This is a genomic window from Arthrobacter sp. APC 3897 (assembly GCF_030407495.1).
Classification (GTDB): domain Bacteria; phylum Actinomycetota; class Actinomycetes; order Actinomycetales; family Micrococcaceae; genus Arthrobacter_B.
This window is the reverse complement of record NZ_JASDDG010000012.1, coordinates 25,939-48,204: the sequence shown is the minus strand read 5'-3', so window position 1 is coordinate 48,204 and position 22,266 is coordinate 25,939. Positions and strand designations below refer to the sequence as shown.

21 protein-coding genes, 1 pseudogene and 2 riboswitches are annotated in these 22,266 nt (G+C 64.6%); of the genes and pseudogenes, 11 read left to right on the top strand and 11 right to left on the bottom strand.

Annotation, left to right across the window (positions count from 1 at the left end; genetic code table 11):
• Nucleotides 1-42 precede the first annotated feature (42 nt).
• Nucleotides 43-1,914: a threonine/serine exporter family protein gene (locus tag QMA10_RS07640; RefSeq protein WP_356834177.1), complete on the top strand. Its 1,872-nt coding sequence runs from the start codon at nucleotides 43-45 to the stop codon at nucleotides 1,912-1,914.
• A 45-nt stretch (nucleotides 1,915-1,959) separates the two neighbouring features.
• Here the strand turns inward: QMA10_RS07640 and QMA10_RS07635 are convergent, their stop codons facing one another.
• The 4 genes from QMA10_RS07635 to QMA10_RS07620 all read right to left on the bottom strand — a co-directional run bounded on the left by QMA10_RS07635 (nucleotide 1,960) and on the right by QMA10_RS07620 (nucleotide 5,156).
• Nucleotides 1,960-2,817, bottom strand: coding sequence for a siderophore-interacting protein (locus tag QMA10_RS07635; protein WP_290167240.1), 858 nt, complete (start codon nucleotides 2,815-2,817; stop codon nucleotides 1,960-1,962).
• Nucleotides 2,818-2,831: 14 nt separating this feature from the next.
• Nucleotides 2,832-3,566: a uracil-DNA glycosylase gene (locus QMA10_RS07630; RefSeq protein ID WP_290167322.1), complete on the bottom strand. Its 735-nt coding sequence runs from the start codon at nucleotides 3,564-3,566 to the stop codon at nucleotides 2,832-2,834.
• A gap of 106 nt (nucleotides 3,567-3,672) precedes the next feature.
• Nucleotides 3,673-4,671, bottom strand: coding sequence for a cation diffusion facilitator family transporter (locus QMA10_RS07625; RefSeq protein WP_290167239.1), 999 nt, complete (start codon nucleotides 4,669-4,671; stop codon nucleotides 3,673-3,675).
• Entirely contained in the window at nucleotides 4,668-5,156 is a 489-nt protein-coding gene (locus QMA10_RS07620; protein ID WP_290167237.1) for a transporter substrate-binding domain-containing protein, read from the bottom strand. Before QMA10_RS07620 ends, QMA10_RS07625 begins: the two co-directional genes overlap by 4 nt.
• A 170-nt stretch (nucleotides 5,157-5,326) precedes the next feature.
• On the opposite strand from QMA10_RS07620, the gene QMA10_RS07615 reads away from it, so the two are divergent.
• The 4 genes from QMA10_RS07615 (at nucleotide 5,327) to groL (ending at nucleotide 8,668) form a co-directional block, all read left to right on the top strand.
• Nucleotides 5,327-5,629 carry a DUF3263 domain-containing protein gene (locus tag QMA10_RS07615; protein WP_290167235.1) on the top strand — a complete coding sequence of 101 codons (303 nt, stop codon included), beginning with the start codon at nucleotides 5,327-5,329 and terminating at the stop codon, nucleotides 5,627-5,629.
• Between the two features lie 37 nt (nucleotides 5,630-5,666).
• Nucleotides 5,667-6,290 (top strand): LytR C-terminal domain-containing protein, encoded by a 624-nt coding sequence (locus tag QMA10_RS07610; protein ID WP_290167233.1) that lies wholly within the window; start codon nucleotides 5,667-5,669, stop codon nucleotides 6,288-6,290.
• Nucleotides 6,291-6,506: 216 nt separating this feature from the next.
• Entirely contained in the window at nucleotides 6,507-6,710 is a 204-nt protein-coding gene (locus QMA10_RS07605; RefSeq protein ID WP_104056226.1) for a cold-shock protein, read from the top strand.
• A gap of 320 nt (nucleotides 6,711-7,030) precedes the next feature.
• Nucleotides 7,031-8,668, top strand: a complete 1,638-nt coding sequence (gene groL / locus QMA10_RS07600) for a chaperonin GroEL (protein WP_290167232.1) — start codon at nucleotides 7,031-7,033, stop codon at nucleotides 8,666-8,668.
• Between the two features lie 123 nt (nucleotides 8,669-8,791).
• Here the strand turns inward: groL and QMA10_RS07595 are convergent, their stop codons facing one another.
• From QMA10_RS07595 to QMA10_RS07570, 6 genes are all read right to left on the bottom strand, one after another.
• Nucleotides 8,792-9,082, bottom strand: a complete 291-nt coding sequence (locus tag QMA10_RS07595; protein ID WP_290167231.1) for a WXG100 family type VII secretion target — start codon at nucleotides 9,080-9,082, stop codon at nucleotides 8,792-8,794.
• 151 nt (nucleotides 9,083-9,233) lie between these two features.
• Nucleotides 9,234-10,706 (bottom strand): HAMP domain-containing sensor histidine kinase, encoded by a 1,473-nt coding sequence (locus QMA10_RS07590; RefSeq protein ID WP_356834169.1) that lies wholly within the window; start codon nucleotides 10,704-10,706, stop codon nucleotides 9,234-9,236.
• 3 nt (nucleotides 10,707-10,709) lie between these two features.
• Complete coding sequence (locus tag QMA10_RS07585) at nucleotides 10,710-11,423, bottom strand: response regulator transcription factor (protein ID WP_104056083.1); 714 nt, start codon at nucleotides 11,421-11,423, stop codon at nucleotides 10,710-10,712.
• Between the two features lie 80 nt (nucleotides 11,424-11,503).
• The gene (locus QMA10_RS07580) at nucleotides 11,504-13,150 is read right to left on the bottom strand and encodes a DNA repair helicase XPB (protein ID WP_290167227.1); all 1,647 of its coding nucleotides are present in this window, start codon (nucleotides 13,148-13,150) and stop codon (nucleotides 11,504-11,506) included.
• Complete coding sequence (locus QMA10_RS07575; protein WP_290167225.1) at nucleotides 13,143-15,575, bottom strand: helicase-associated domain-containing protein; 2,433 nt, start codon at nucleotides 15,573-15,575, stop codon at nucleotides 13,143-13,145. Before QMA10_RS07575 ends, QMA10_RS07580 begins: the two co-directional genes overlap by 8 nt.
• 39 nt (nucleotides 15,576-15,614) lie before the next feature.
• Nucleotides 15,615-15,878, bottom strand: a complete 264-nt coding sequence (locus tag QMA10_RS07570; RefSeq protein WP_290167224.1) for a hypothetical protein — start codon at nucleotides 15,876-15,878, stop codon at nucleotides 15,615-15,617.
• A gap of 247 nt (nucleotides 15,879-16,125) precedes the next feature.
• Between QMA10_RS07570 and QMA10_RS07565 the strand changes: the two genes are divergently transcribed.
• From QMA10_RS07565 to QMA10_RS07555, 3 genes are read left to right on the top strand one after another with little or no spacing between them, the layout of a single operon-like run.
• A complete protein-coding gene (locus QMA10_RS07565) occupies nucleotides 16,126-16,509 on the top strand; it encodes a cold shock domain-containing protein (protein ID WP_290167223.1) in 384 nt (127 codons plus the stop codon).
• A 14-nt stretch (nucleotides 16,510-16,523) separates the two neighbouring features.
• Complete coding sequence (locus QMA10_RS07560) at nucleotides 16,524-17,048, top strand: DUF3027 domain-containing protein (RefSeq protein WP_290167222.1); 525 nt, start codon at nucleotides 16,524-16,526, stop codon at nucleotides 17,046-17,048.
• A 51-nt stretch (nucleotides 17,049-17,099) separates the two neighbouring features.
• Nucleotides 17,100-18,368 (top strand): MFS transporter, encoded by a 1,269-nt coding sequence (locus QMA10_RS07555; RefSeq protein ID WP_290167221.1) that lies wholly within the window; start codon nucleotides 17,100-17,102, stop codon nucleotides 18,366-18,368.
• Nucleotides 18,369-18,415: 47 nt separating this feature from the next.
• Here the strand turns inward: QMA10_RS07555 and serC are convergent, their stop codons facing one another.
• Complete coding sequence (gene serC / locus QMA10_RS07550; RefSeq protein ID WP_290167220.1) at nucleotides 18,416-19,546, bottom strand: phosphoserine transaminase; 1,131 nt, start codon at nucleotides 19,544-19,546, stop codon at nucleotides 18,416-18,418.
• A gap of 228 nt (nucleotides 19,547-19,774) precedes the next feature.
• Between serC and QMA10_RS07545 the strand changes: the two genes are divergently transcribed.
• The 3 genes and pseudogenes from QMA10_RS07545 to QMA10_RS07535 all read left to right on the top strand — a co-directional run.
• On the top strand, nucleotides 19,775-20,473 hold the full coding sequence (locus QMA10_RS07545; RefSeq protein WP_290167219.1) for a metal-dependent transcriptional regulator: 699 nt from the start codon (nucleotides 19,775-19,777) through the stop codon (nucleotides 20,471-20,473).
• Between the two features lie 65 nt (nucleotides 20,474-20,538).
• Nucleotides 20,539-20,752, top strand: a riboswitch (cyclic di-AMP (ydaO/yuaA leader).
• 2 nt (nucleotides 20,753-20,754) lie between these two features.
• On the top strand, nucleotides 20,755-21,525 hold the full coding sequence (locus QMA10_RS07540) for a M23 family metallopeptidase (protein ID WP_290167218.1): 771 nt from the start codon (nucleotides 20,755-20,757) through the stop codon (nucleotides 21,523-21,525).
• 95 nt (nucleotides 21,526-21,620) lie between these two features.
• Nucleotides 21,621-21,807, top strand: a riboswitch (cyclic di-AMP (ydaO/yuaA leader).
• A 3-nt stretch (nucleotides 21,808-21,810) separates the two neighbouring features.
• Nucleotides 21,811-22,266: pseudogene (locus tag QMA10_RS07535) on the top strand (hypothetical protein); the annotation flags it as partial.

Below are 22,266 nucleotides of genomic sequence, written 5' to 3'. Positions count from 1 at the left end.
GAAAGCGCGCCTGAACGGAATCAGGCCAACAGAGGCGAAAGGGTGAGTCCTTTGGAGAACACGTCCGATGCAGACCGCCGAGAGCCTGCGCAGAATCCCGATCCCAAGGTGGGGCTGATCCCGGTTATCCGGCCAGGCGGACCTGCCGCATCGGAACGCAAGAGCCAGCCGGAACGCAGGAGCCAGCTGGAAGGCAGGAGCCAGCCGGAAGGCAAAAGCCAGCCGGAACGGGAGGCGGTACCCGGCAAGGCACCCAAGGCATCCAAGGCACCCAAGAGCCCGAAAGGTGTCCCGGGCCTGCCCACGGGCCCCGCCGGTGTTGGTTTGCGCAGTACCAGGCCCAAACCGCCGCCTCCCACCACGTCTGTCATCCAGACGCCTGCAAAGGGGACTTCCGGCGGACTGGGCTCCGGGCAGACCGCACCGGCAAGCCAGCCTCAGCGGAAGCCCCGTGCCCGCAAAACCGTTCCCGGCAACCACCACCCCGGCAGCGCCGGTGCCCAGCGGCAGGACCGCTCGTCGGCTGCTGCCAAAAGGATGCTTCGCCGCCTGGTCCAGGGCGAGACGCCGCCCACCCAGGCGATGTCCATTGTGGAGCGGCTGGCCGGCTCGCCGTACGCGAACCCGCTGGTGCGCACCGCCGGACCGGATGCCTCCGCCCGGAAAACGCTTGATCTGGCGCTGGGGCTTGCCGAAACCATGTTCCGGTACGGAGCCGGTGCTCTGGAAGTGGAGACCGCCATCATCGCGGTGACCGCTGCCTTTGGGCTGGACAGCATCGAAGTGGACATCACCAACCAGTCCGTCCTGCTGAATTACTCGCCCAAGGACCAGACTCCCATTACCGTCATGCGGGTGGTGCGCTCCTGGACCAACAACTACGCAGGCCTGGGACTGGTCCACCAGCTGGTTACCGACATTATCGACGGCGGTGTCTCCCGCGCCGAGGCCTCCAACCGGCTGAACGAAATCACACACCGGCCAAAGCCGTTTCCGCGCTGGGCGGTGACTTTCTCCACCGGCGCCTTTGCCGCTGCAATTGTGGGCTTTATTGGCGGCGGGCCGCTGGCCTCCCTGGTGGCTTTCGTCAGTACCTTCCTGGTCAGCCTGCTGCAGCGGGTGCTGGGCCGCTGGCGTGTTCCCGACTTTTTCACCACAGCCGCGAGCGGCTTCCTGGTCACGGCGCTTGCCATGCTCTGCTGGTCCATGGACGTGCCCATTTCTCCTGGCATCGTGGTGGCCGGAGGCATCCTCCTGCTCCTGCCCACCGGCCGCCTCGTCTCTGCCGTACAGGATGCGATCAACGGATTCCCGGTGACTGCATCGGGACGTTTCCTGTCCGCGTTCCTGACGTTCGGAGCCCTGGTGGCGGGCATCGCCGTCGCACTGGTGGTGGGGGCGCTGCTGGGCGTGCCTCGTCTGGACGTGACGCAGGTGCAGGGCTCACAGTATCCGTTCGCCGTGACGCTGGTACTGCTGGCCGTGGCGCTCGGAACCATCTGCGTGGTGGAGCAGTCGCCCATGAACCTGGTGCTGCCCACGGTCCTGACCGGGCTCGCCGGTTTCCTCATCTTCCAGCTTTCTGAGCTGGTGGGCGTGGGTCCCCGGCTGACCCCGGCTGTTGCCGCCATCTTTATTGGCATGGTGGCGCGGATGACCGCCCTGCGGATGGGTGCCCCGCAGCTGATCGTAGCTGTGCCGGCCGTGCTCTTCCTGTTCCCGGGGCTGTCCATCTTCCGGGCCATGTACGGACTGAGCATCGGCTCGGATGACATCACCGTAGGCGCGGTGGGTATCTTCAACGCGCTCACGGTGATCCTTGCGATCGCCGGCGGCGTGGTGTTTGGAGACAATCTGGCCCGGCCGCTGACCCGAAATCTTTCCGGTAATGACCGCCGGAACAGGCGGCGCTAGGCGCCGGCTGACGGCATACCGCCACGGGGCCCCGGAACGCAGGATCTACAGGATCTTGCCGACCGGGGTCCTTTTTTCTGCCTGGAACGCGTCTTCGGTCCGCCCGGCCGCCCAGTAGCCGGACAGTGATACCTGCCGCCGTTCCAAGCCGCGGAGACCGAAAAAGACATCCCTGAGGGCCTTCATTGCTTCGCGCTCACCGTGGGCAAAAACCTGCACGTCATTGCCGGACCAGGGGGCGTCCGCCACGGCAGCGGCCAGCAGGCCGGTGTTTCCGGCCGGGCGGTCGCCGCGGTACAGCCAGGTCACTGTGATGCCTTCCGGCGTCTCCAGCGGCTGGCGGTCTTCCGGCCCGCCCACTTCCAGGAAGGCCTGGCCGACGGCGGTTGCCGGAAGGGCTTCCAGCACGGCAGCCGTGGCGGGGAAGGCGGATTCGTCGGCGGCAAAGAGGTACCACCCGGCGCCCGGGTCCGGGTTGAATGCACCGCCGGGACCGGTGAAGGCGAACATCTCGCCGGCAGCGGCCCGTGCAGCCCAGGGACCGGCCAGCCCCTCATCACCGTGGACCACAAAATCAATCGCGATCTCTGCGGCATCTGTGTCCACCCGGCGGATCGTGTAGGTGCGCGATACCGGCCACTCTTCCCGGGGGAACTGCTCCCGGAGCGCTTCGAGCTCCGCTGTTCCGTCCAGGGGTGTGCCGTCCGGACCAAACCAGATCTTGCAGTACGAATCGGCAAAGCCATTGTCCGCAAACCGCTGGAAATTGGGGCCGCCGGCAATAATCCGCACCATGTGCGGTGTCAGCTGTTCCTTCCTTAGAACCTCAAGGGCCAGCAGCGGACGGGCTCTGCGGGGAGGATCCTGCGCTGGCTTTGCGGCGGGCGCGGAGGAATCAGGCATGCGGTTCTCCTAGATCAAAAGGCGTTTCCCTTACCGTACCGCGCCGGCTGCCAGTCGATTGGCCCGGCGCCCTGCTGCTGCAGCAGTTCATTAACCCGGCTGAAGGGACGCGACCCGAAAAAGCCGCGCGAGGCTGAAAGCGGGCTGGGGTGGGCAGATTCAATCCTCGGGACGTCGCCGAGCAGCGGCACGATCGAGCGGGCGTCGTTGCCCCACAGCACGGCCACGAGCGGCGCGCGGCTCCCGTCGGCCAGGCGCCGGCCGACGACGGCCCGGACCGCCAGTTCCGTGATCTGCTCCCAGCCGCGCTTACGGTGGGATCCCGCACTGCCGGCACGAACTGTCAGCACACGGTTCAGCAGCAGCACGCCCTGGTCCGACCAGCCGCTGAGGTCGCCGTGGGTGCAGGGCTCTATGCCCAGATCCGCATGCAGTTCCTTGTAGATGTTGTTCAGGCTGCGCGGCAGCGGACGCACTGCCGGGTCCACCGAAAAGGACAGCCCCACCGCATGGCCGGGAGTGGGATAGGGGTCCTGGCCGATCAGCAGGACTTTGACGTCCGACAGCGGACGGGAGAACGCCCGGAGGATGTTCTCCGGCGCGGGCAGGACAGTGTGACCGGCAGCGCGTTCTTCCTGGAGCCCGGCGGCAATCCGGTGCAGTGCCGGAGCGGCCGGAGCCAGCGCGCGGGCCCAGTCCGGGGCCATGGCATCGGTCAGTGCTGTGGGGGCAGCGAACGGAAACTGCATGTCGTCCGGCGTGCCGCGTCCGGATCCGCCGTGGGCGGGCGGCAGCGAAAAGAGGGTCGGATCATTGGAGTTCACCTGTCCAGCCTAGAACGGCGCCAATCCGGAGTCACTCTTCCCCGCCTGACTGATGAACGCCGCGGTGCCCGCCGAGTTCATCAGGAAGTGCCTGCACGGGGATTACGACTGTGTCCGCGAGTTTCCAGTCGAGGCCGGCGCAGCCTTCCCGCGCGGCCGCAAGCCGGGGCAGTGAAAGGCCGGCGGCATTGACGGGCACCACGAAGGCCTCCACATGAAAAACCTGACCTTCGTCTCGCATTCGCACTCCCGCGGCTTCCACCCACGGCAGCGAGTGCAGATAATCCTTCACTTGTGCGGCGAGCGGATCCGGATCCGAGTCATCAAAGGTCGTGGCGGTCGTATCCACCAGATCAGTAATCGCACCCCGCATGTTTCGCAGACCGTCGCGAAGGATGCTGACGGCGATGAAGAGGGCAGCGGCTGCATCGGCCCACCAGAAACCAAGCCCGATTCCGGCGACGCCGATAATGGACCCGACAGCGGTCATCCAGTCGGCCTTGTTCATATCGGCATCGGCATAGAGGACCTTGTTGTGCAGCTGCCGTGCCAGGCGAATCTTGATCCGGCCCGCGATCACCGGAGGAATGGTGGTCACTGCCATCACCGCCATCATGAGCCAGCCCAGCCAAACCCGGTTTCCGAGGATCTCCACGGTCCCGATGGGAGGATGTTCACCTTTCAGCAGGCCCGTTATGGACTCATATATGAGGAAAGATCCCATGGTCGTCAGCGCCACGGCCGCCACCAGATGGGCGACGCCGATGGACCGGTGATAACCGTACGGATAGCGGGAGCTGGGCGGGCGGGCCACAAGACGTACGGCGAGGAGGAAGGCCAGCGGCGGGATGAAGGACAGCATGTCTTCGATCCAGGCCGCGCGCATGGCCTGTGAATTGCCCATGACCAGGAAAACAGCCGTTACGGTGACCGTAAGGAAGCCGATCGTGATCCATTCCAACCGCACGGCCCGGCGAAGTGCGTCGGACTGCTCCGGGGGAAGTTCGGTCCTGCCCTGCTGCCTGTTCACCGGCCCGGCTCCCGGTCTGCAAGAAACTCTTCCAACGCGGAGAGGAAGGCATTTTCACCGAGGGGCGCCGCCAGCACATGCTTCCGGGGTTTCCCCCAGTCATCGGTGCTCTCGGCATAGGGGCGGGTCACTGCCGCCTTGTCTGTCCAGGGTGTTGATTCGGTCAGCCCGCCGATGACCAGGTCGAGATCGCCTTGTTTCAGGGCTTCCATGAGGTGTTCCTCGCCGCCTTCGGCCCATTCGATGCCGGCGTCGAGGGAAGCGGCAAAGTCGCGGGCCAGATCAGTTTCCGGTCCCGCGGGTTCAGCACCGCTGACATCGGTGAAGGGCGGGGAGTGGGACACACCCACACGGAGGGTGCCGCCGGTGACACGGTCCAGAGTTCCCTCCGGATCTGCCGGGAAGTTTGAACACGACGTCCCGGCAAAGATGCAGGCAACCAGCACCAGACCTGCCGCCGTCCGGGTTCGGAGTTTCGCGAACATAGCGTTAGACCATAGTCCAAACAGCGCTGCCGCCGCAGCCCGCATGGGCCGGACGTCACGGGGAAGCTGCGGGCCGCCCGGGTCCGGGCGGAGGGAAACGTCCGAATGACAATGCTGTTATTCACCAACTACCATGGGTGGTGAAACCGTCAACTATCCGGGAGTGTTCTGTGGCCGAAACAACCGAAGCCTTCTCGCTGGACGGCACGGTTGACCCCGACAGTCCGTTGGGGGAACAGGAACAGCAGATGCTGGCCCTGGAACGTGCCTGGTGGAAATATGCGGGTGCCAAAGAACAGGCCATCCGTGAGCTGTTCGGCATGTCCGCCACACGCTACTACCAGGTCCTCAATGCGCTGATTGACACCGAGGACGCCCTTGCCCATGACCCCATGCTGGTCAAGAGACTGCGTAGACTACGAACCACCCGTCAGCGCGCGCGTACTGCCCGTCGTTCAGGCTCTGACGTCTAAACCGGCGCCACCTGAGACCAAGGACTGATACCTGACCATGAGCAATTACCCCCGGGATGAGTTTGACAAGGTTCCCGAAACGTCGTCACGCCAGGGCGTTCACCGGGAACGGCTGATTCCTTCGCGCTCGAGCGGACTTGGTCTGATCATCACGGTCGGCATACTCGCCCTGGTGCTTGGGGTAGCAGCATATTTTGTCCTTCCCCGGCTGGGCATCGGCGCAGACGACGGCGGCAGGGCACCTGCCGCCGATTCCTCTGCCACTGTGCAATCCCCGGAACCGCAGGCCTCAGAATCCGGGAAGGGTGCGGATCCCAGCGCGTCCCCCGCTGCCGCATCGAGTGCCGAGCCCACGCCTACGCCCACGCCTACTCCGACGCAGGACGCAGCGGACCGGAGCCAGCCCGTCGTGGTCCTGAACGGAAGCGGCGTGGGCGGTTTGGGATCCAGTGTGTCTGACCGGCTGGGAGCCGACGGCTGGATCACAGCCCAGGTGGCCAACTGGGGCGGGCAGCCGCTGCAGGAATCGATCATTTACTACGGCGCTGAGGACCAGCTGCCCAACGCACAGGAGCTGTCGCAGCTGCTGGGGATTCCAGCCGTCGTCCAGTCGCCGGAGTTCACCCTGGTCACCGTGGTGGCCGGCCCGGGATTCCAGTAAAGGCCGTACTGCCTGCTGCCGCGTAAATACTCCATAACGATCCTGCTGCGCAGCGGGAGGTCCGGCCCGCCATGGCTAAAGTGAGTGCCAGCCGTGCCGCCCAGGATCCGGAGCCGGCAGAACAGCTCCGTGCTCCGGATTTCCCTGCGCGCCGCAGCGGGTTCCGCCATGATCACCGTGGCTGAACTTTTACTCGCAACGAAGTGGGAGAACAACATGGCGCAGGGGATCGTCAAATGGTTCAACGGGGAAAAAGGCTACGGATTCATTACCGTGGACGAAGCGCAGACGGATGTTTTTGTGCACTGGTCAGCAATCCAGGCGTCCGGATACCGCACCCTCGAAGAGGGTCAGCGCGTGGAGTTTGATATCGGCGAGGGCCAGAAGGGGCCGCAGGCCGAGGACGTCCGCACCGTGTAGCTGAAGGCGTCGGGAAGCCAAACCTCCGGCTGCCCCGGGGACACGGACACGGAACCGTGGATGCCGTTGCCTGTGATGGGCCAGGCACCGAGCCGTGATCGCTTGCACTCAGTGTGTGGGAGTGCTAATTATTGAGTTAGCACTCTTGCCGTATGACTGCTAAAAGCGGTTGGCGTTGAGTGAAAGAGCAAGCCACTGAGGTGAGGGCCTGCGGGAGCGTAAAGAGATCGCTTCTGTTGGTCCGTCCGTCGCGGGCACCGCAGTCTGGAATGCAACATCTAAGCACCCAGCATGACTGTTCCGGAAGGACGAAAGCCGTTATGGCCAAGATCATTGCATTTGACGAAGAGGCACGCCGCGGCCTCGAGCGCGGACTGAACATCCTCGCCGACGCCGTGAAGGTAACCCTCGGCCCGCGTGGCCGCAACGTTGTCCTCGAAAAGAAGTGGGGCGCTCCCACGATCACCAACGACGGCGTTTCCATCGCCAAGGAGATCGAGCTCGACGATCCGTATGAAAAGATCGGCGCCGAGCTGGTCAAGGAAGTTGCCAAGAAGACTGACGATGTTGCCGGCGACGGCACCACCACGGCAACCGTCCTCGCCCAGGCACTGGTCAAGGAAGGCCTGCGCAACGTTGCTGCCGGCGCCGACCCGCTGAGCCTGAAGCGCGGCATCGAGAAGGCTGTTGAAGCCGTCACTGCTGAGCTGCTGTCCTCCGCCAAGGAGATCGAGACCAAGGAGCAGATTGCTGCCACGGCTTCCATCTCCGCCGGTGACCAGCAGATCGGTGATCTGATCGCCGAAGCTCTGGATAAGGTCGGCAAGGAAGGCGTTATCACTGTTGAGGAGTCCAACACCTTCGGCCTGGAGCTTGAGCTCACCGAAGGCATGCGCTTCGACAAGGGTTACATCTCCGGCTACTTCGTCACCGACGCCGAGCGCCAGGAAACGGTCCTTGAGGACCCGTACATCCTGATCGTGAACTCCAAGATCTCCAACGTGAAGGACCTCGTTGCGGTTCTCGAAAAGGTCATGCAGTCCGGCAAGCCGCTGCTGATCATCGCTGAAGACGTCGAGGGCGAAGCCCTGGCAACCCTGGTTGTCAACAAGATCCGCGGCACCTTCAAGTCCGTTGCCGTCAAGGCTCCGGGCTTCGGCGACCGCCGCAAGGCCCAGCTGGCAGACATCGCCATCCTCACCGGTGGCCAGGTCATCGCCGAGGAAGTCGGCCTGAAGTTGGAAAACGCCACGCTGGACCTGCTGGGCAAGGCCCGCAAGGTAGTAGTCACCAAGGACGAGACCACCATCGTGGAAGGCGCCGGTGACCCCGAGGAAATCGCGGGCCGCGTCAACCAGATCCGTGCGGAAATCGAGAACTCCGATTCCGACTACGACCGTGAGAAGCTGCAGGAACGCCTGGCCAAGCTGGCCGGCGGCGTTGCAGTCATCAAGGCCGGTGCCGCAACCGAGGTTGAGCTGAAGGAACGCAAGCACCGCATTGAGGACGCTGTCCGCAACGCAAAGGCTGCTGTTGAAGAAGGCATCGTCGCCGGCGGCGGCGTGGCCCTCATCCAGGCCGGCCTCAAGGCCTTCGCCAACCTGCACCTCGAAGGTGACGAAGCAACAGGCGCCAACATTGTCCGCGTTGCCATCGACGCCCCGCTGAAGCAGATTGCCTTCAACGCCGGCATGGAGCCGGGCGTTGTCGTGGATAAGGTCCGCAGCCTGCCGGAAGGCTTCGGCCTTAACGCCGCCACGGGCGAGTACGAAGACCTGCTGGCTGCCGGCGTCAATGACCCGGTGAAGGTAACCCGCTCTGCCCTGCAGAACGCGGCTTCCATCGCCGGCCTGTTCCTCACCACCGAAGCTGTTGTTGCCGACAAGCCCGAGAAGGCTGCTCCGGCAATGGCCGGCGGCGATGACATGGGCGGCATGGGCGGTATGGGCGGCTTCTAGCCCCACCCCCGGTGGTCCGTTGCCGGATCACCACGGCGCGTCTGGAAAAGGTGCGGCACCCGGGAGGGCGCCGCACCTTTTCTGTGTATTTCGGCTTTGCCCGGTGTCTTTCAGGGTGTCCGCTCAGTGCCGAAACAGGGCAACGTTGGCCGCTTCAGTTTCCGCATACTGGGCCGAGGCATGCCCCAGCGCCAGGTTGATGCCGGCCAGAGACTCCTCGACCTTTGCCTGTGTGCTCCGCCAATCGGCCACCAGAGACTGAAAGTTCGCCGAGGCCTGTCCCTGCCACGACTCGCTCAGGGCCTGCAGGCCGGACTGCATCCGATTGATGTCCGATTGGAGGCGGTCGATGGTTCCGCGCACCTCGGCGCTCTTGGCGTCCAGGATCTCGCTGTCCACTGATACCAGTGCCATGGTTGTCTCCGTTCAAAAAGCTGTTCCGTCGGTCATTGGGCCTTTGACACTAGGCCGGCCGGGGAATGCGGGCAGTCACCTGCCGGAGACTGTGGGCAGCTAGAGGTCCGGCAGTGCGCCGGCCGTGCCTGTGGAGGGCAGGGAACAAGCCTTACTGATCGACGTCCGGCTCGTCTGCATGGTCGTCCTCAAGGTCCTCCGGAGCACGGTAAGGCAGGCGGATGGACATTGTGGCACCCCCGCCCTCGGTTTCGGACAGCCGGACAGTGCCGTCATGCTGGGCCACCAGCGCCGCCACAATTGCCAAACCAAGGCCGGTACCTCCGGTTTCGCGGTACCGGGAGGAATCAGCCCGGTAGAACCGTTCAAAGACCCGTGCCGCGTCTTCTTCCGAGATGCCCGGCCCGTGATCGCGGACCTCAAGCACGGCGTCGGAACGGTTGTGGATCACCGGAGCCACACCCACGGCAATTTCGATGGGGGAACCGTCAGGGGTGTAGCGCAGCGCATTGGTCATCAGGTTTGCCACCACCTGACGCAGACGGGCCTCGTCGCCGATGGTGGGGGCAGGCCGCGGCTGCTGACCGTCCAGGCCCACCACCCGGATGTCGCGTCCCGGCGCGCTGGCCCGCGCGTCCATGGCTGCGTCATTGCCAAGAAGCATCAGGTCCACCGGCGCGTATTCCAGCGGGCGCTGCTCATCGATCCGGGCCAGGGTGAGGAGGTCTTCGACCAGCTGGCCCATCCTCTTGGCCTCACTCTCGATGCGGCCCATGGCGGCGCCAATCTCCTCGGGCTTCTGCAGGGCTCCGTGGCGGTACAGCTCGGAGAATCCGCGAATCGTTACCAGCGGGGTGCGCAGTTCATGGGACGCATCCTGGACGAAGCGGCGCATCTTCTGCTCCGACTTGGTGCGCGCCGCAAACGCCGTTTCAATGTGGGCCAGCATGGCGTTCAGGGACCGGGACAGGCGGCCGACCTCAGTGGACGGATTACCGACGTCCACACGCCGGGACAGATCGCCGGCGGCAATGGCCGCCGCCGTTTTTTCGACCTGGCTCAGCGGACGGAACTGACGCGAGACCGCCCAATACGCAATGCCCGTGGCACCAAGGGTGCCCAGCAGTCCCACCGAGAACACCAGCGACGCGGCCTCATCCACCGTTGTTGCGACGGAATCCAGGGACAGCGCCACCACAATGGATCCGGGAGCGTTCTGCAGGGGGAACACCCGCAGGCGCCATCCCTTGCTGCCGGGCGCGGTTCCCGGGACGGTCTGGCCGGTCTGGTCGAGGTCCTGCACATCCTGCGCGGTGTACTGCGGCACAACAGGAGTGTCTTTGCGCGGGTTGGATTCGGTTTCAGGGCCGTGGGTGCCGTCATCGGCCAGGTACAGGCCGTAGAACCGGAACAGCGACGCATCGCCCGTTTGCCCCTCCGACACGAGATAGCGGGATACGGCGGAGGCGTTCTCAGCGATTTCGTCATCCAGGCGCATCACCAGGATTTGGCGCAGTACGTAGATGGTGGCCAACCCGGTGATGGTCACGGTAATGACCATCAGGACCGCCATGATGGCTACGAGCTGGGTGCGCAGCGAGGCAGATTTCCAGCGGCGGAGCAAGGCTTAGCGCTTCTCCGACGTACGCAGCAGATAACCCACACCGCGCTTGGTCTGGATCAGCGCGGGTGCATCGGGGCTGCGGTCAATCTTGCGGCGCAGATACGAAATGTAGGACTCCACAATGGAGGCGTCGCCGTTGAAGTCGTACTCCCACACGTGGTCCAGGATCTGGGCTTTGGACAACACCCGGTTGGGATTGAGCATCAGGTACCGCAGCAGCTTGAACTCGGTGGGGGACAGGTCAATCGTGACCCCGCCGCGGCGGACTTCATGCGCATCATCGTCAAGCTCAAGGTCATCGACGCGCAGGACGGCGTCATCGTCGTCAAGCGGCTGGGTGCGCCGCAGCACGGCGCGGATGCGGGCCACCACTTCGTCCAGGCTGAAGGGCTTGGTGACGTAGTCATCCCCGCCTACGGTCAGTCCGGTGACCTTGTCCTCGGTATCGTCCCGGGCGGTCAGGAAGACCACGGGGAAATGCCGCCCGGCCGCCCGCAGGCGCCGGGTAAGGGTGAAACCGTCCATGTCCGGCAGCATGACATCCAGGACCGCAAGGTCCGGGGCATGCTCCTCCACAGCGGCGAGGGCTTCCCGCCCGTTTCCGGCGGCGACGACGTCGAAGCCGGCAAAGCGGAGAGAGGTGGAAAGGAGTTCGCGAATGTTGGGCTCGTCGTCAACGACCAGGAGACGGGCTTCAGGTCCGGATGATTTATTCACTGGATCAGTTTCTTACATTTAGCTGTGCATTGTCTGTAGGTAAGCCTGACAGTTTCTGAACAGGAGCTGGTGTCCGGCGGCTACACCGGCTTTTCGATGTCGGCAGCGTCGAGGATGGAGTACGCGTAGCCCTGTTCGGCGAGGAAACGCTGACGTTTCGCCGCGAAGTCCTGGTCCAGGGTGTCCCGGGCCACCACCGTGTAGAAGTGCGCGGCCTTGCCGTCTGCCTTGGGCCGCAGCAGCCGGCCCAGCCGCTGGGCCTCTTCCTGGCGGGAACCGAAGGACCCGGAAACCTGCACGGCAACCGATGCCTCCGGCAGATCAATGGAGAAGTTGGCAACTTTGGAAACCACCAGTGTGGTCAGGGTGCCCTCCCGAAACTCGTTGAACAGCCGCTGGCGTTCCTTCACCGGAGTGTCACCCTTGATGACCGGGGCGTCCAGACGCTCCGCCAGCTCATCCAGCTGGTCCAGGTACTGGCCGATCACCAGGGTCTGCTCGCCGGCATGCCGGCGGACCAGCTGTTCGACGACGCCGGTCTTGGTTTCCGACGTCGAGCACAGGCGGTACTTGTCGCCTTCCTCGGCCATGGCATAGGCCACCCGTTCGTCCCTGGGCAGGTCCACCCGGACCTCGACGCACTCGGCCGGGGCAATGTAGCCCTGGGCCTCGATGTCCTTCCACGGCGCGTCATAGCGTTTGGGCCCAATCAGGGAGAAAACCTCGCCTTCGCGTCCGTCCTCACGCACCAATGTGGCAGTCAGTCCAAGGCGGCGGCGGGCCTGCAGGTCCGCCGTCATCCGGAAAATCGGCGCCGGCAGCAAATGTACTTCGTCATAGACAATCAGGCCCCAGTCATTGGCATCCAGCAGCTCCAGATGCGGATACAGCCCGCCGCGTTTCAGCGTGAGCACCTGATAGGTGGCGATGGTGACCGGCCGGACTTCCTTTACCGCACCGGAATACTCGCCAATTTCGTCTTCGGTCAGCGACGTCCGCTTGAGCAGCTCGTCCTTCCACTGCCGGGCAGAAACCGTATTGGTGACCAGGATCAGAGTGGTGGTTGAGCTGGTTGCCATGGCCGCGGCACCCACCAGCGTCTTACCCGCACCGCAGGGCAGGACGACGACGCCGGAACCGCCGGCCCAGAAATTTTCCGTGGCGAGCTTCTGGTACGGACGCAGCGACCAGCCGTCCTCATTGAGCATGATGGGGTGCGGTGTGCCGTCCACGTAGCCGGCAAGGTCCTCGGCGGGCCAGCCAAGCTTCAGCAGCAGCTGCTTAAGCTGTCCGCGCATGGAGGACTGCACCACCACGGTCTCGCCGTCGATCCGGGGGCCCAGCAGCGGCTGGATCTTCTTGGCGTGCATCACTTCTTCCAGCACCGGGTAATCGTTGGTGCGCAGCACCAGGCCGTGCTGCGGGTCCTTCTCCAGCCGCAGCCGCCCATACCGGGACATGGTTTCCTCAATGTCCACCAGCAGCGAGTGCGGCACCGGGAAACGGGAATAGGTCAGCAGCGTGTTGAGGACCTGCTCGGCGTCGAGCCCTGCGGCCCGGGCATTCCACAGGCCCAGCGGGGTTAGCCGGTAACTGTGGATGTGCTCGGGGGCCCTTTCCAGCTCTGCAAAGGCGGCGATGGCGTGCCGGGCCTCAGTCGACTGGGCATGATCCACCTCCAGCAGAATGGTCTTATCACTCTGGACAATCAACGGTCCGTCAGCCATGCGCCGGGGTATCCTCCACTATTTCGACATCCATGATTCGGTGCACCGACACCACTCTCTCCACGTCCTTGCGCGGATCAAAGACCCGCACCCGTCCATCGGTGACTGATAGAGGAACGAATATTTCCTGCCGCTGATTCCCCTGGGCATCGACGACGCCCATTCGGACCGAGCTGCGCGTGCGGATGGCTTCGCGGAGGATTTCCAACCCGACCAGCGGCTGGCTTTCGCCGTGTCCGGCGACGGGCGGTCCCGAGCCGCGGAGGGCTGCCAGCTGGTCGGAAATATCCTCGTCCGTCAGTTCCCAGGGATTGATCCGGGTGCGTGAGGACGCCGGGGCCGTGACGGGCGGATGCGCGTGGGATCCGGCCACCGGCCGGGCGCGGCCCTCCAGAGCGGGCGTGTAACCGAGTTCGCGCAGAGTATGGGAGAGCTCCTGCGGGCTGGCTACAGAGCCAATCACAGTGGGCGACAGGCGAACCAGTCCCAGGGCTGCTGTTCCCGGGTCGGCCATCAGGCCCGAGAGCCCGTCTTCGTCGTCGCTCCGCAGATAGGAGGCCATGGCACCGACCCGGAGCCGCCCGTAGCGGGCCGCGGTGTCCTCCACCAGGTACCTGAGCGGCTGGGGAACTTCCGTGGCGGAATGCCGGCGCAGGAAGTCCAGGATGTCCGCGGCGCTCTGCCCGTCATCCAAGGCGCGGCGGATGGAGTCAGCTCCGAAGCGGTAGATGGTGGCGGGGCCCTGCCCCTCGGCCACAGCAATGGAGGCAAGCCTGCGGGCCACGCCCGGCTCCAGGTATCCGGGAGCAACAGCCGTCAGGTCCGCCTGGAGCAGGAAGGAGTTCAGGGGTTCCGGAAGCGCATTGCGCAGGCGTTCCAAAGCGGTGTCCCAGTCGCCTGCCGCAACAGCGGAACCCAGGCCGGTGAGGGCCCCCGAGCCGAGCAGCCCCAGCTGTGCAGCCTCTTTGAGGATGCCCGGAACCAGCCGCGCAAAGCGGCGCTGAAGCCGCGGCTGGTGCCAGGTCAGGGCGCTGACGAGGGCTTCCGCGTCCAGGGCTCCGACGGAGCCTTCTTCCACGGCATCCTCCTCCAGCATGGCTGCCAGCATCTCCAGCGACCGTTTGCGCACCAGCGGTGCATCGGGCCGGGACGCCTCGGCTGCCAGGGCGTTGACGGATCCGCCCCCGGGCAGCGGGCTGCCCACCAGGGAGGGGGCACGGTCTGCCTCCAGCCACGCCGTCACGAGCTGCTTCCACTGTTCGTGACGGTCCAGGGTCAGCCAGGTCTCCTCGGCGACACACCAGCGGGAAGTAGTGACGTCCAGGGACAGCAGGCCGGCCAGCGCGGCCAGCTCCAGCAGCCAGGCCGTGGAAGGCACATCAATGCGCAGTGCTTCCGATACACGGCGCACCTCCCGCACCCCCACTCCGCCCGAGCGCAGTGTGCTGACCGGCGTTGACGCGGCAAGGGTCAGCAGCTCGGTAACCAGCCGCAGCGTCTCAGCCACGGCGCCGAAAGCGGCATTGTCCCGGACGTTGTTGGAGACTCGCCGGGTTGCCGGAACCGGAGGTGAAAGCTTGAAATCGGAAACAATGACGTGGCCGCGGGACGCCTGCCCCACGGGGCGGGGGAGCTCCACATGCAGCGCATCGAGCGGAACCAGAAGCCCGCGGGCCACCAGCCACTCCACGGGTGTGGGCGAGGGGTTATCAAGCACGGCACGGCCCAGGGCAGCTTTTTTGGGAATGGTGCCCACCGGGGAGTACTTGAAACGGCGTAGGAGATCGAGCGTTTGCTGCGGTGCGTCGGCCATGAGCAGGCTCCAGCCGGCAGGGTCGGAAACCAGGTGGTGCAGTGAGTGGGCCGCGGTGACAGGGGTGTCTGCCCTTTCCATCGGGATGCCGCTTTGGCGCAGCCCTTCCACAATGCCCACGAGCCGCTGGCCGAATTCCGGTTGCTGGACGGCGAGCGTGGAGTAGGGCCGTCCCAATCCGGCGGGGTAGGCGCCCAGTGCTTCCCCCAGGACGGAAACCGGCAAATAGAAGCGGCGTCCGGCGTCGGCCTTTGGCGCCCCGGGATGGGGGGTGGCGCGGCGGAGCAGGGCGAGTGCATGCAGGTGGTTAAGGATGCCGTCCAGGGCCTTGATGGTGGAGCCGGCGATGGCGCTTTTCAGCCACGACGCTGTGGTGCTGAGGTGTGAGTTTTCATTGGTGGTCAGGTCCACGGCTTCCAGGACCTGCAACTCGGGCGAAGTGAGCTTTTCCAGTACCCGCTGGACGCTGATCCGTGTTGACGCACGGGCCGCAAGGGCCTGGAAATCAGGGACCGGCGGCAGGACCAGATCTGGTCGGGCCGCAAGCAATTCACGCAGTTGGTCGTCACTGCGTGCAGCTAGATCTTCGGCTAAAGCTCGGATCGCGGACATCGTCTCCACGTTACCCGAACAGGCATCAAAACAAACGGCTTAGCCGCGTCGCCTGCGACGGATTCCGTCAATTATTAGGCCTGCCATCAGGAGAAATGCTGCCGGGAGCAAGTAGATGGCACCCGCGGCGAAGCCCGGCCAGACGCTCTCGCCGCGAAGAGCCGAAAGGAGAACCGCTCCCAGACAGAGCAGACCGAGGACAGCCAGCATCGCAGCCGTGCCTGAAAGCAGGCGGCGCAGGAAGGACCTCTGGAGGGCGGTGCGCTGCGGTGTCTCGCCGGGTGTTGGTGTGCGGGTGTCCATGGGCTTTAACGCTAACAGCGGAAACGGTGCCCTCCAAAGGTTGGGCACGGTGACGGATTACCCGGGCGGGATATTCTAAAGGGAACAGACTTCCCCGTAGTATCTCTCCCGTAGTATCTGGCAGGCGCAGCAGGGAGCACCAACCCCAGGCTGCAGCCCAACAGTGCTGCACGCGGACGGAAATTACGGATGCGGACAATGCAGCAGGAATCTGCTGCACTCAACAGCTAAGAACGAGGTAACCGAAGTGCCCATCGGCAAGGTCAAGTGGTTCGACACTGGTAAAGGTTTTGGGTTTCTGGCCACAGACGAGGGCCAGGAAGTGTTCCTCCACGCCTCGGCACTTCCGGCCGGCGTCACCGAGGTAAAGCCCGGTACGCGCATGGAGTTTGGTGTTGCTGACGGGCGGCGCGGTCCCCAGGCACTCTCGGCCCGCATCCTGGACGCCCCGCCGTCGGTGGCCCGGGCCACGCGCAAGAGCGCGGATGACATGGCAGTCATTACCGAAGACCTCATTAAACTGTTGGATGCAGTCTCGAACGGCCTGCGCAAGGGCCGGTATCCGGACAAGAAGCATGCCACCAAGGTGGCGGCCGTTCTTCGTGCCGTTGCCGATGACCTGGACGTATAAGGCGGAGTCGCTGCATGAGCACAAGCGCAACAGAATCTTCCGAAACGGTTTCCGCAGCTGCTGCTGAAGGCGCAGGCACGCCACCGGCCAAGGCTCCCCGCCGCGTGCGCCGGCCATCAAAGCCGGACGCGGTTTTGGCAGCTGCCGTCGACGCTGCCCGGGCAGGGCTGCTGGAAGTTGTCCCGGCTGAGCAGATCGGGTCCTACATTGGTGCATTTCCGGACGCTGAGCGGCTCGTAACGCACCGTTTCGAGTCCCTGCGCCCCGGCTACAACGGCTGGCACTGGTATGCCACAGTGGCGCGGGTTCCGCGTGGCAAAACGGCCACGGTGTGCGAGGTGGGGCTGCTGCCCTCGGAGAATGCCGTCCTGGCTCCGGAATGGCTGCCCTGGTCGGAGCGGCTGCGTCCGGAGGATGTTGCCGCTGAGGAAGCCGCCCGTGCGGCGCAGGAACGAGAGGAGTCCGCCGGCGAGGACAGCTCCGCCGACAGCGCCGGGGAAAGCACCGGCCAGGACGGGGCAGCGCAGGAGGATCGTTAGGCCAGTGGGTCCGGGGGAAATGATCAAGTCTTGTTTGGCCGGCGGTGAGCTGTGTTCCGATCGCTGAGGTTCTTTAATTACCGCATCTGGTTCCTGGGTGCGCTGGTGTCCAATATCGGCACCTGGATGCAGCGGACCGCGCAGGACTGGCTGGTATACGACATCCTCACGGACCAGGATGCTGCCGCGATGGGCATTGTCATGGCCCTTCAGCTCGGGCCTCAGCTGGTGCTGGCTCCCTGGGCCGGCCTGATTGCCGACACATACAACCGGCGCAAGGTGCTGGTCTTCACCCAAGTGGCCATGGCCGCACTGGGGCTGGGGCTGGGGGCGCTGGTCCTCTCGGGTGCCGCCCAGCTGTGGCACGTCTACGCTTTTGCGCTTGCGCTGGGTGTGGTCTCCGCCGTGGATGCGCCGGCCCGCCAAAGCTTCGTCTCGGAAGTCGTGGGTGAATCCGATCTGCCCAACGCCGTTGCCCTGAACAGTGCCTCCTTCAACGGTGCCCGAATGGTGGGCCCCGCCGCTGCAGGACTGCTGACGGTTGCGGTAGGCCCGGGCTGGGTCTTCCTTATAAACACCCTCACTTTCGCTGCAATGGTCATCGCCCTGCTGAAGATGCGCAGCAGCGAACTGAGGGTGCTGCCCAAAGCTGCTCCGGGAAAGGGGCGAATCAGGGCAGGTTTGAGGTACGTCCGGCTTCGCCCCGACCTGATGATGGTGCTTCTGGCCGTGTTCATCGTGGGGACCTTCGGGCTTAACTTCGCCGTCTTCATTGCGGCGATGGCCCGCACCGAGTTCGGCCGGGACGCCGGGATCTTTGGGTTGCTGAACTCGGTCATGGCCATTGGATCGGTGTGCGGGGCGCTGCTCTCGGCACGGCGGGACAAGCCGCGGCTGCGGTTTGTCTTCGGCGCGGCCGGTGCTTTCGGCGCAGCCTGCCTGGTGGCAGCCTCAGCTCCCACCCTGCTGTGGTTTGCCGTATCCCTCATTCCGGTGGGACTCTTTGCACTCACCCTGATGACCAGCGCCAATGCCTATGTCCAAACAACCACCACACCGGTGATGCGCGGACGGGTGATGGCGCTGTACTTCGCCATCTTCATGGGCGGAACCCCCGTCGGCGCTCCCTTGGTGGGTTGGGTATCCAACAGTTTTGGACCCCGCTGGAGCCTGGGCGTAGCGGCTGCGTCAGGGCTTATCACCGCCGTGGTTGGCTTTGTCTGGGCATGGCGGGCGCACCACCTGCGGATTCATTACGACCGGACTCTTCCCCGGCGGCTCCACATGACCACCAGGGAAACAGAACAGGACCCGGCCTGATCCAGTGGCCGGGTCCTGCCGTCGGGCTGTCCTGTTGTCCGGGGGAATTACCGGGTGTGTTCGATGACGTAGTCGATGCACTGCAGCAGCGCACTGACGTCCTCCGGCTCAATGGCCACGAACGTTGCGATCCGCAGCTGGTTGCGGCCGAGCTTCCGGTACGGTTCCACGTCCACGACGCCGTTGGTCCGCAGCGTCTTTGCGACGGCTGAGGCATCAATGCTGTCGTCAAAGTCGATGGTGGTGATGACGTTGGACCGGTCCTCGGGGCGGGCCACAAAGGGAGCGGCCACGGGTGAGGCCTCGGCCCAGGAGTAGATCCGGGCGGCGGAGTCCGCGGTCCGCGCGGCGGCGAAGTCGAGGCCGCCGTTTGAGTTCAACCATTCAATTTGGGCGTTCAGTGTGACCAGGGTGGACAGCGACGGCGTGTTGTACGTCTGGTTGAGCTTGGAGTTGTCGATGGCCGTCTGCAGGTTCAGGAAATCGGGGATCCAGCGGTCCGTTGCGTTGATCTGTGCGGCCCGTTCCAGGGCAGCGGGGGAAAACATGCCCAGCCACAACCCGCCGTCGGAGGCGAAGTTCTTCTGCGGAGCAAAGTAGTACACGTCAGACTCCGCCAGATCCACATCCAGGCCGCCGGCGGCAGATGTCGCATCAATGAGGACCAGGGAACCGGCGTCGGCGCCCTGAACCCGGCGGACCGGCGCAGCAACACCCGTGGATGTTTCATTCTGGGGCCAGGCGTAAACATCCACGCCGGCCTCGGCAACAGCCTCGGGACGCGTTCCTGGCTCAGCCTTGATGATGGAGGACTCTGCGAGGAACGGTGCTTTGTTGGTGGCCGCGGCGAACTTGGAACCAAACTCGCCGAAGGACAAGTGCTGTGCTTTTTCCCGGACCAGGCCGAAGGACGCCACATCCCAGAATGCGGTGGACCCGCCTACGCCAAGGACCACCTCATAGCCGTCCGGCGCGCGAAACAGGCTGGAGAGTCCCTCACGGACGCTGCCGACAAGATTGCGGACGGGTGCCTGGCGGTGCGAGGTGCCCAGCAGGTTGGTGCCGGCACGGGACAGCGCTTCCAGCTGCTCCGGGCGAACTTTGGAGGGGCCGGCGCCGAACCGCCCGTCCCGGGGGAGTAGTTCGGCGGGAATCTTAAGCGCGGCGGTTTCGCCCATGGGGTATCGCTCCAAGCGGTAGGCAGGGTGCTCTGATGTGCCCTTTTATTCTGCCCCACGGGGCCGCGTCCGGGCCATTTGTGAACACGCCCTGCAGGGTGCCGCAGGCCGGTGGAATTATCTGCCCCGTGGCCCAATGGGCTAACGTATTGGCAGTAATCACCTGTGGCGGCGGCGTCCGCCGTTGTTCTCCTGACTTTCCCTCGAATACATAGGAGCGGCTCTGCCATGACGGACCTCATCGATACCACTGAGATGTATCTGCGGACCATCCTGGAGCTTGAAGAGGAGAACATTGTTGCGCTCCGGGCGCGGATCGCAGAACGCCTGCGCCACTCCGGGCCCACGGTTTCCCAGACAATCGGCCGGATGGAGCGGGACGGTCTGGTGGTGGTCTCGGGCAACAGGCACCTCGAACTGACCGAACTGGGCCGGCGCCGGGCCACGGAAGTGATGCGCAAGCACCGCCTGGCTGAACGGCTGCTCTCAGATGTGATCGGCCTGGACTGGGCCTATGTACACGATGAAGCCTGCCGCTGGGAACACGTCATGAGCGAGCGGGTGGAGCGGCGCTTGTACGAGCTGCTGGGACGGCCCACGGAATCACCGTACGGAAACCCCATCCCGGGCCTGGAAGGGATTGGCGGGGTAGCTGCCGAACTGTTCCACCACGGAGTCATCAACTTGGTTGCGGCGGTTGCTGCGGCGGAGCCTGGAACCAAGCTGCAGCTGGTTCGGCTTGCCGAGCCGGTACAGGTGGAGCCCGAGCTGCTCGTCCAGCTTGATGAGGCCGGACTGCGGCCGGGTGCGGAACTTACCGCGGAAACTGTGGGAGGCTACATCTCCGTGCGTGTGCCGGGGATTGAGGGCGCCCTCGAGCTTCCTCCAGAGGTAGCGAACCACGTGTTTGTCTCCACCGCTGGATAACGGAATGGTCTCTTTTGTCCCCCTTGGCCTATAGTGGCTTACTGACGTTGAAATAACACCGTTATCCGGGCCTTACGCCGAACCCTGCCACTGGCACCGGAATTTCAGACTTCCGGCAGGGGCGGAGGACCCATCAACCGGCAGCCAAGGCTGCCTCGGGGTGAAGCCTCCAGCATCAGCACAGCAGCCGCACCACAGGTGCAGCCAGTGGTGAGTGCGGGGCCGAGTTTCTCTACTCGAATCCGACAGCTAACTTCGCAGGCATATGAGAGAGGTATACCTTGTCGAAGCATGCTGCCCCGGGCAGGCGCCGCGCGTCTTCCCCGGCCCCGGCGCTGCGCCCCCGGAACGGCCGGACATCCGGCCGCCGATGTGCAGAAACCAAGAACCACACCCTGGGTGACACCGCACAAAAGGTGGCCATCACAGCGGCAACCTCCGGTCTGATCCTTACCATTGCCGTTCCCACGACCGCCGCTGTGAGCGAGCCGGTGCAGGAAATGCAGGCTGTTGCCGTTGAAACCCCGGTGGTATCGGCTGATCCCGACGCCGCTGTCAATTTTGAGCGTTCGGCGCTCAGCAGCACATTTGATCCCGAAGCCAAACTCCGCCACGTGGTTGTTGCCGCAGGTTCGGAGATTTCCGCCGGCGCAGCCAAGGGGACGCTGGCGCGGCCCCTGGCTGCAGACCTTGTTGAGACGTCGGGCTTCGGCTACCGCGTCAGCCCGATCACGGGTACTGCGGGCGAGATGCACCGCGGCCAGGACTTCGCAGCCGCGTGCGGCACGGACGTCACAGCAGCGGCATCCGGAACCGTCACCTTCTCCGGCTGGCATGCCTACGGCGGCGGCAACCGTGTGGTCGTAGACCACGGCAACGGTGTCGAAACGACCTATAACCACATGTCCAACCTGGCTGTGGCTGTCGGGGCGGTTGTGGATCGCGGAGACCTGGTGGGGGCCAGCGGCACCACCGGCGCTTCCACGGGCTGCCACCTGCACTTTGAGGTCATGGTGAACGGTGAAGTCGTTGACCCGCTGGGTTGGCTGTGACCGCAGGATAACCATTCCGTGACCTGAATGTGACATTCCAGGAATGTTGTTGTAAGGTCGTCCTCGTGCCTGATCGACCTAAAGATTGGGCACCCTCTAACAGATCGCCGAGCTCTGCCACTGTCCGAGGTCCGTTCGCAAAATCGCATGGCAGAGGCGGGGGAACCACATTCGGGCTTCGCAAGAAGCCCTAGGGGTTAAGTTGCCAGGCTTTACAGCCGGCAACCGGGTGACTCCCATCCGAATCCGACAGCTCACCTCGCAGGCATTGGGAGAGGCAAACTTGTGTCATCAGTAGCTCATGGCCGCCGTCGCGCTGCCACCGTCCAGTCGAGCCCAATTTCAGCTCTGTCCCGGGCCGTCACCTCAAATGTAGGAACCATCGGCCGCCAGGCAGCCGTTGTCGTCGCTGCTTCAGGCCTCGTCCTGGCCGCCGGTCTTCCCGCCCAGGCCGCCGGCAGCACCGAGCGTCAGGCACTGGAAGCCACTCCGCTCAGCGCCGTAACCACCACCGGTGCCGTTTCGGTTTCCGCTCAGGCGCCTTTCGAACTGGCAACGATTGAGCCGGTTTCCGCTGTGTCCGGTGCTGAATACCGCGCCCAGGTTGCTGCAGAGGAAGCAGCAGCCGCTGCTGCTGCAGTAGCTGAGGAGCAGGCTGCCCAGGCCGCCCAGGCCGCCAAGGCTGAGCAGGCCGCCGCCGTTGAGGCGCAGCAGGCCGTAGCCGTTCAGGCCCAGCCCGCA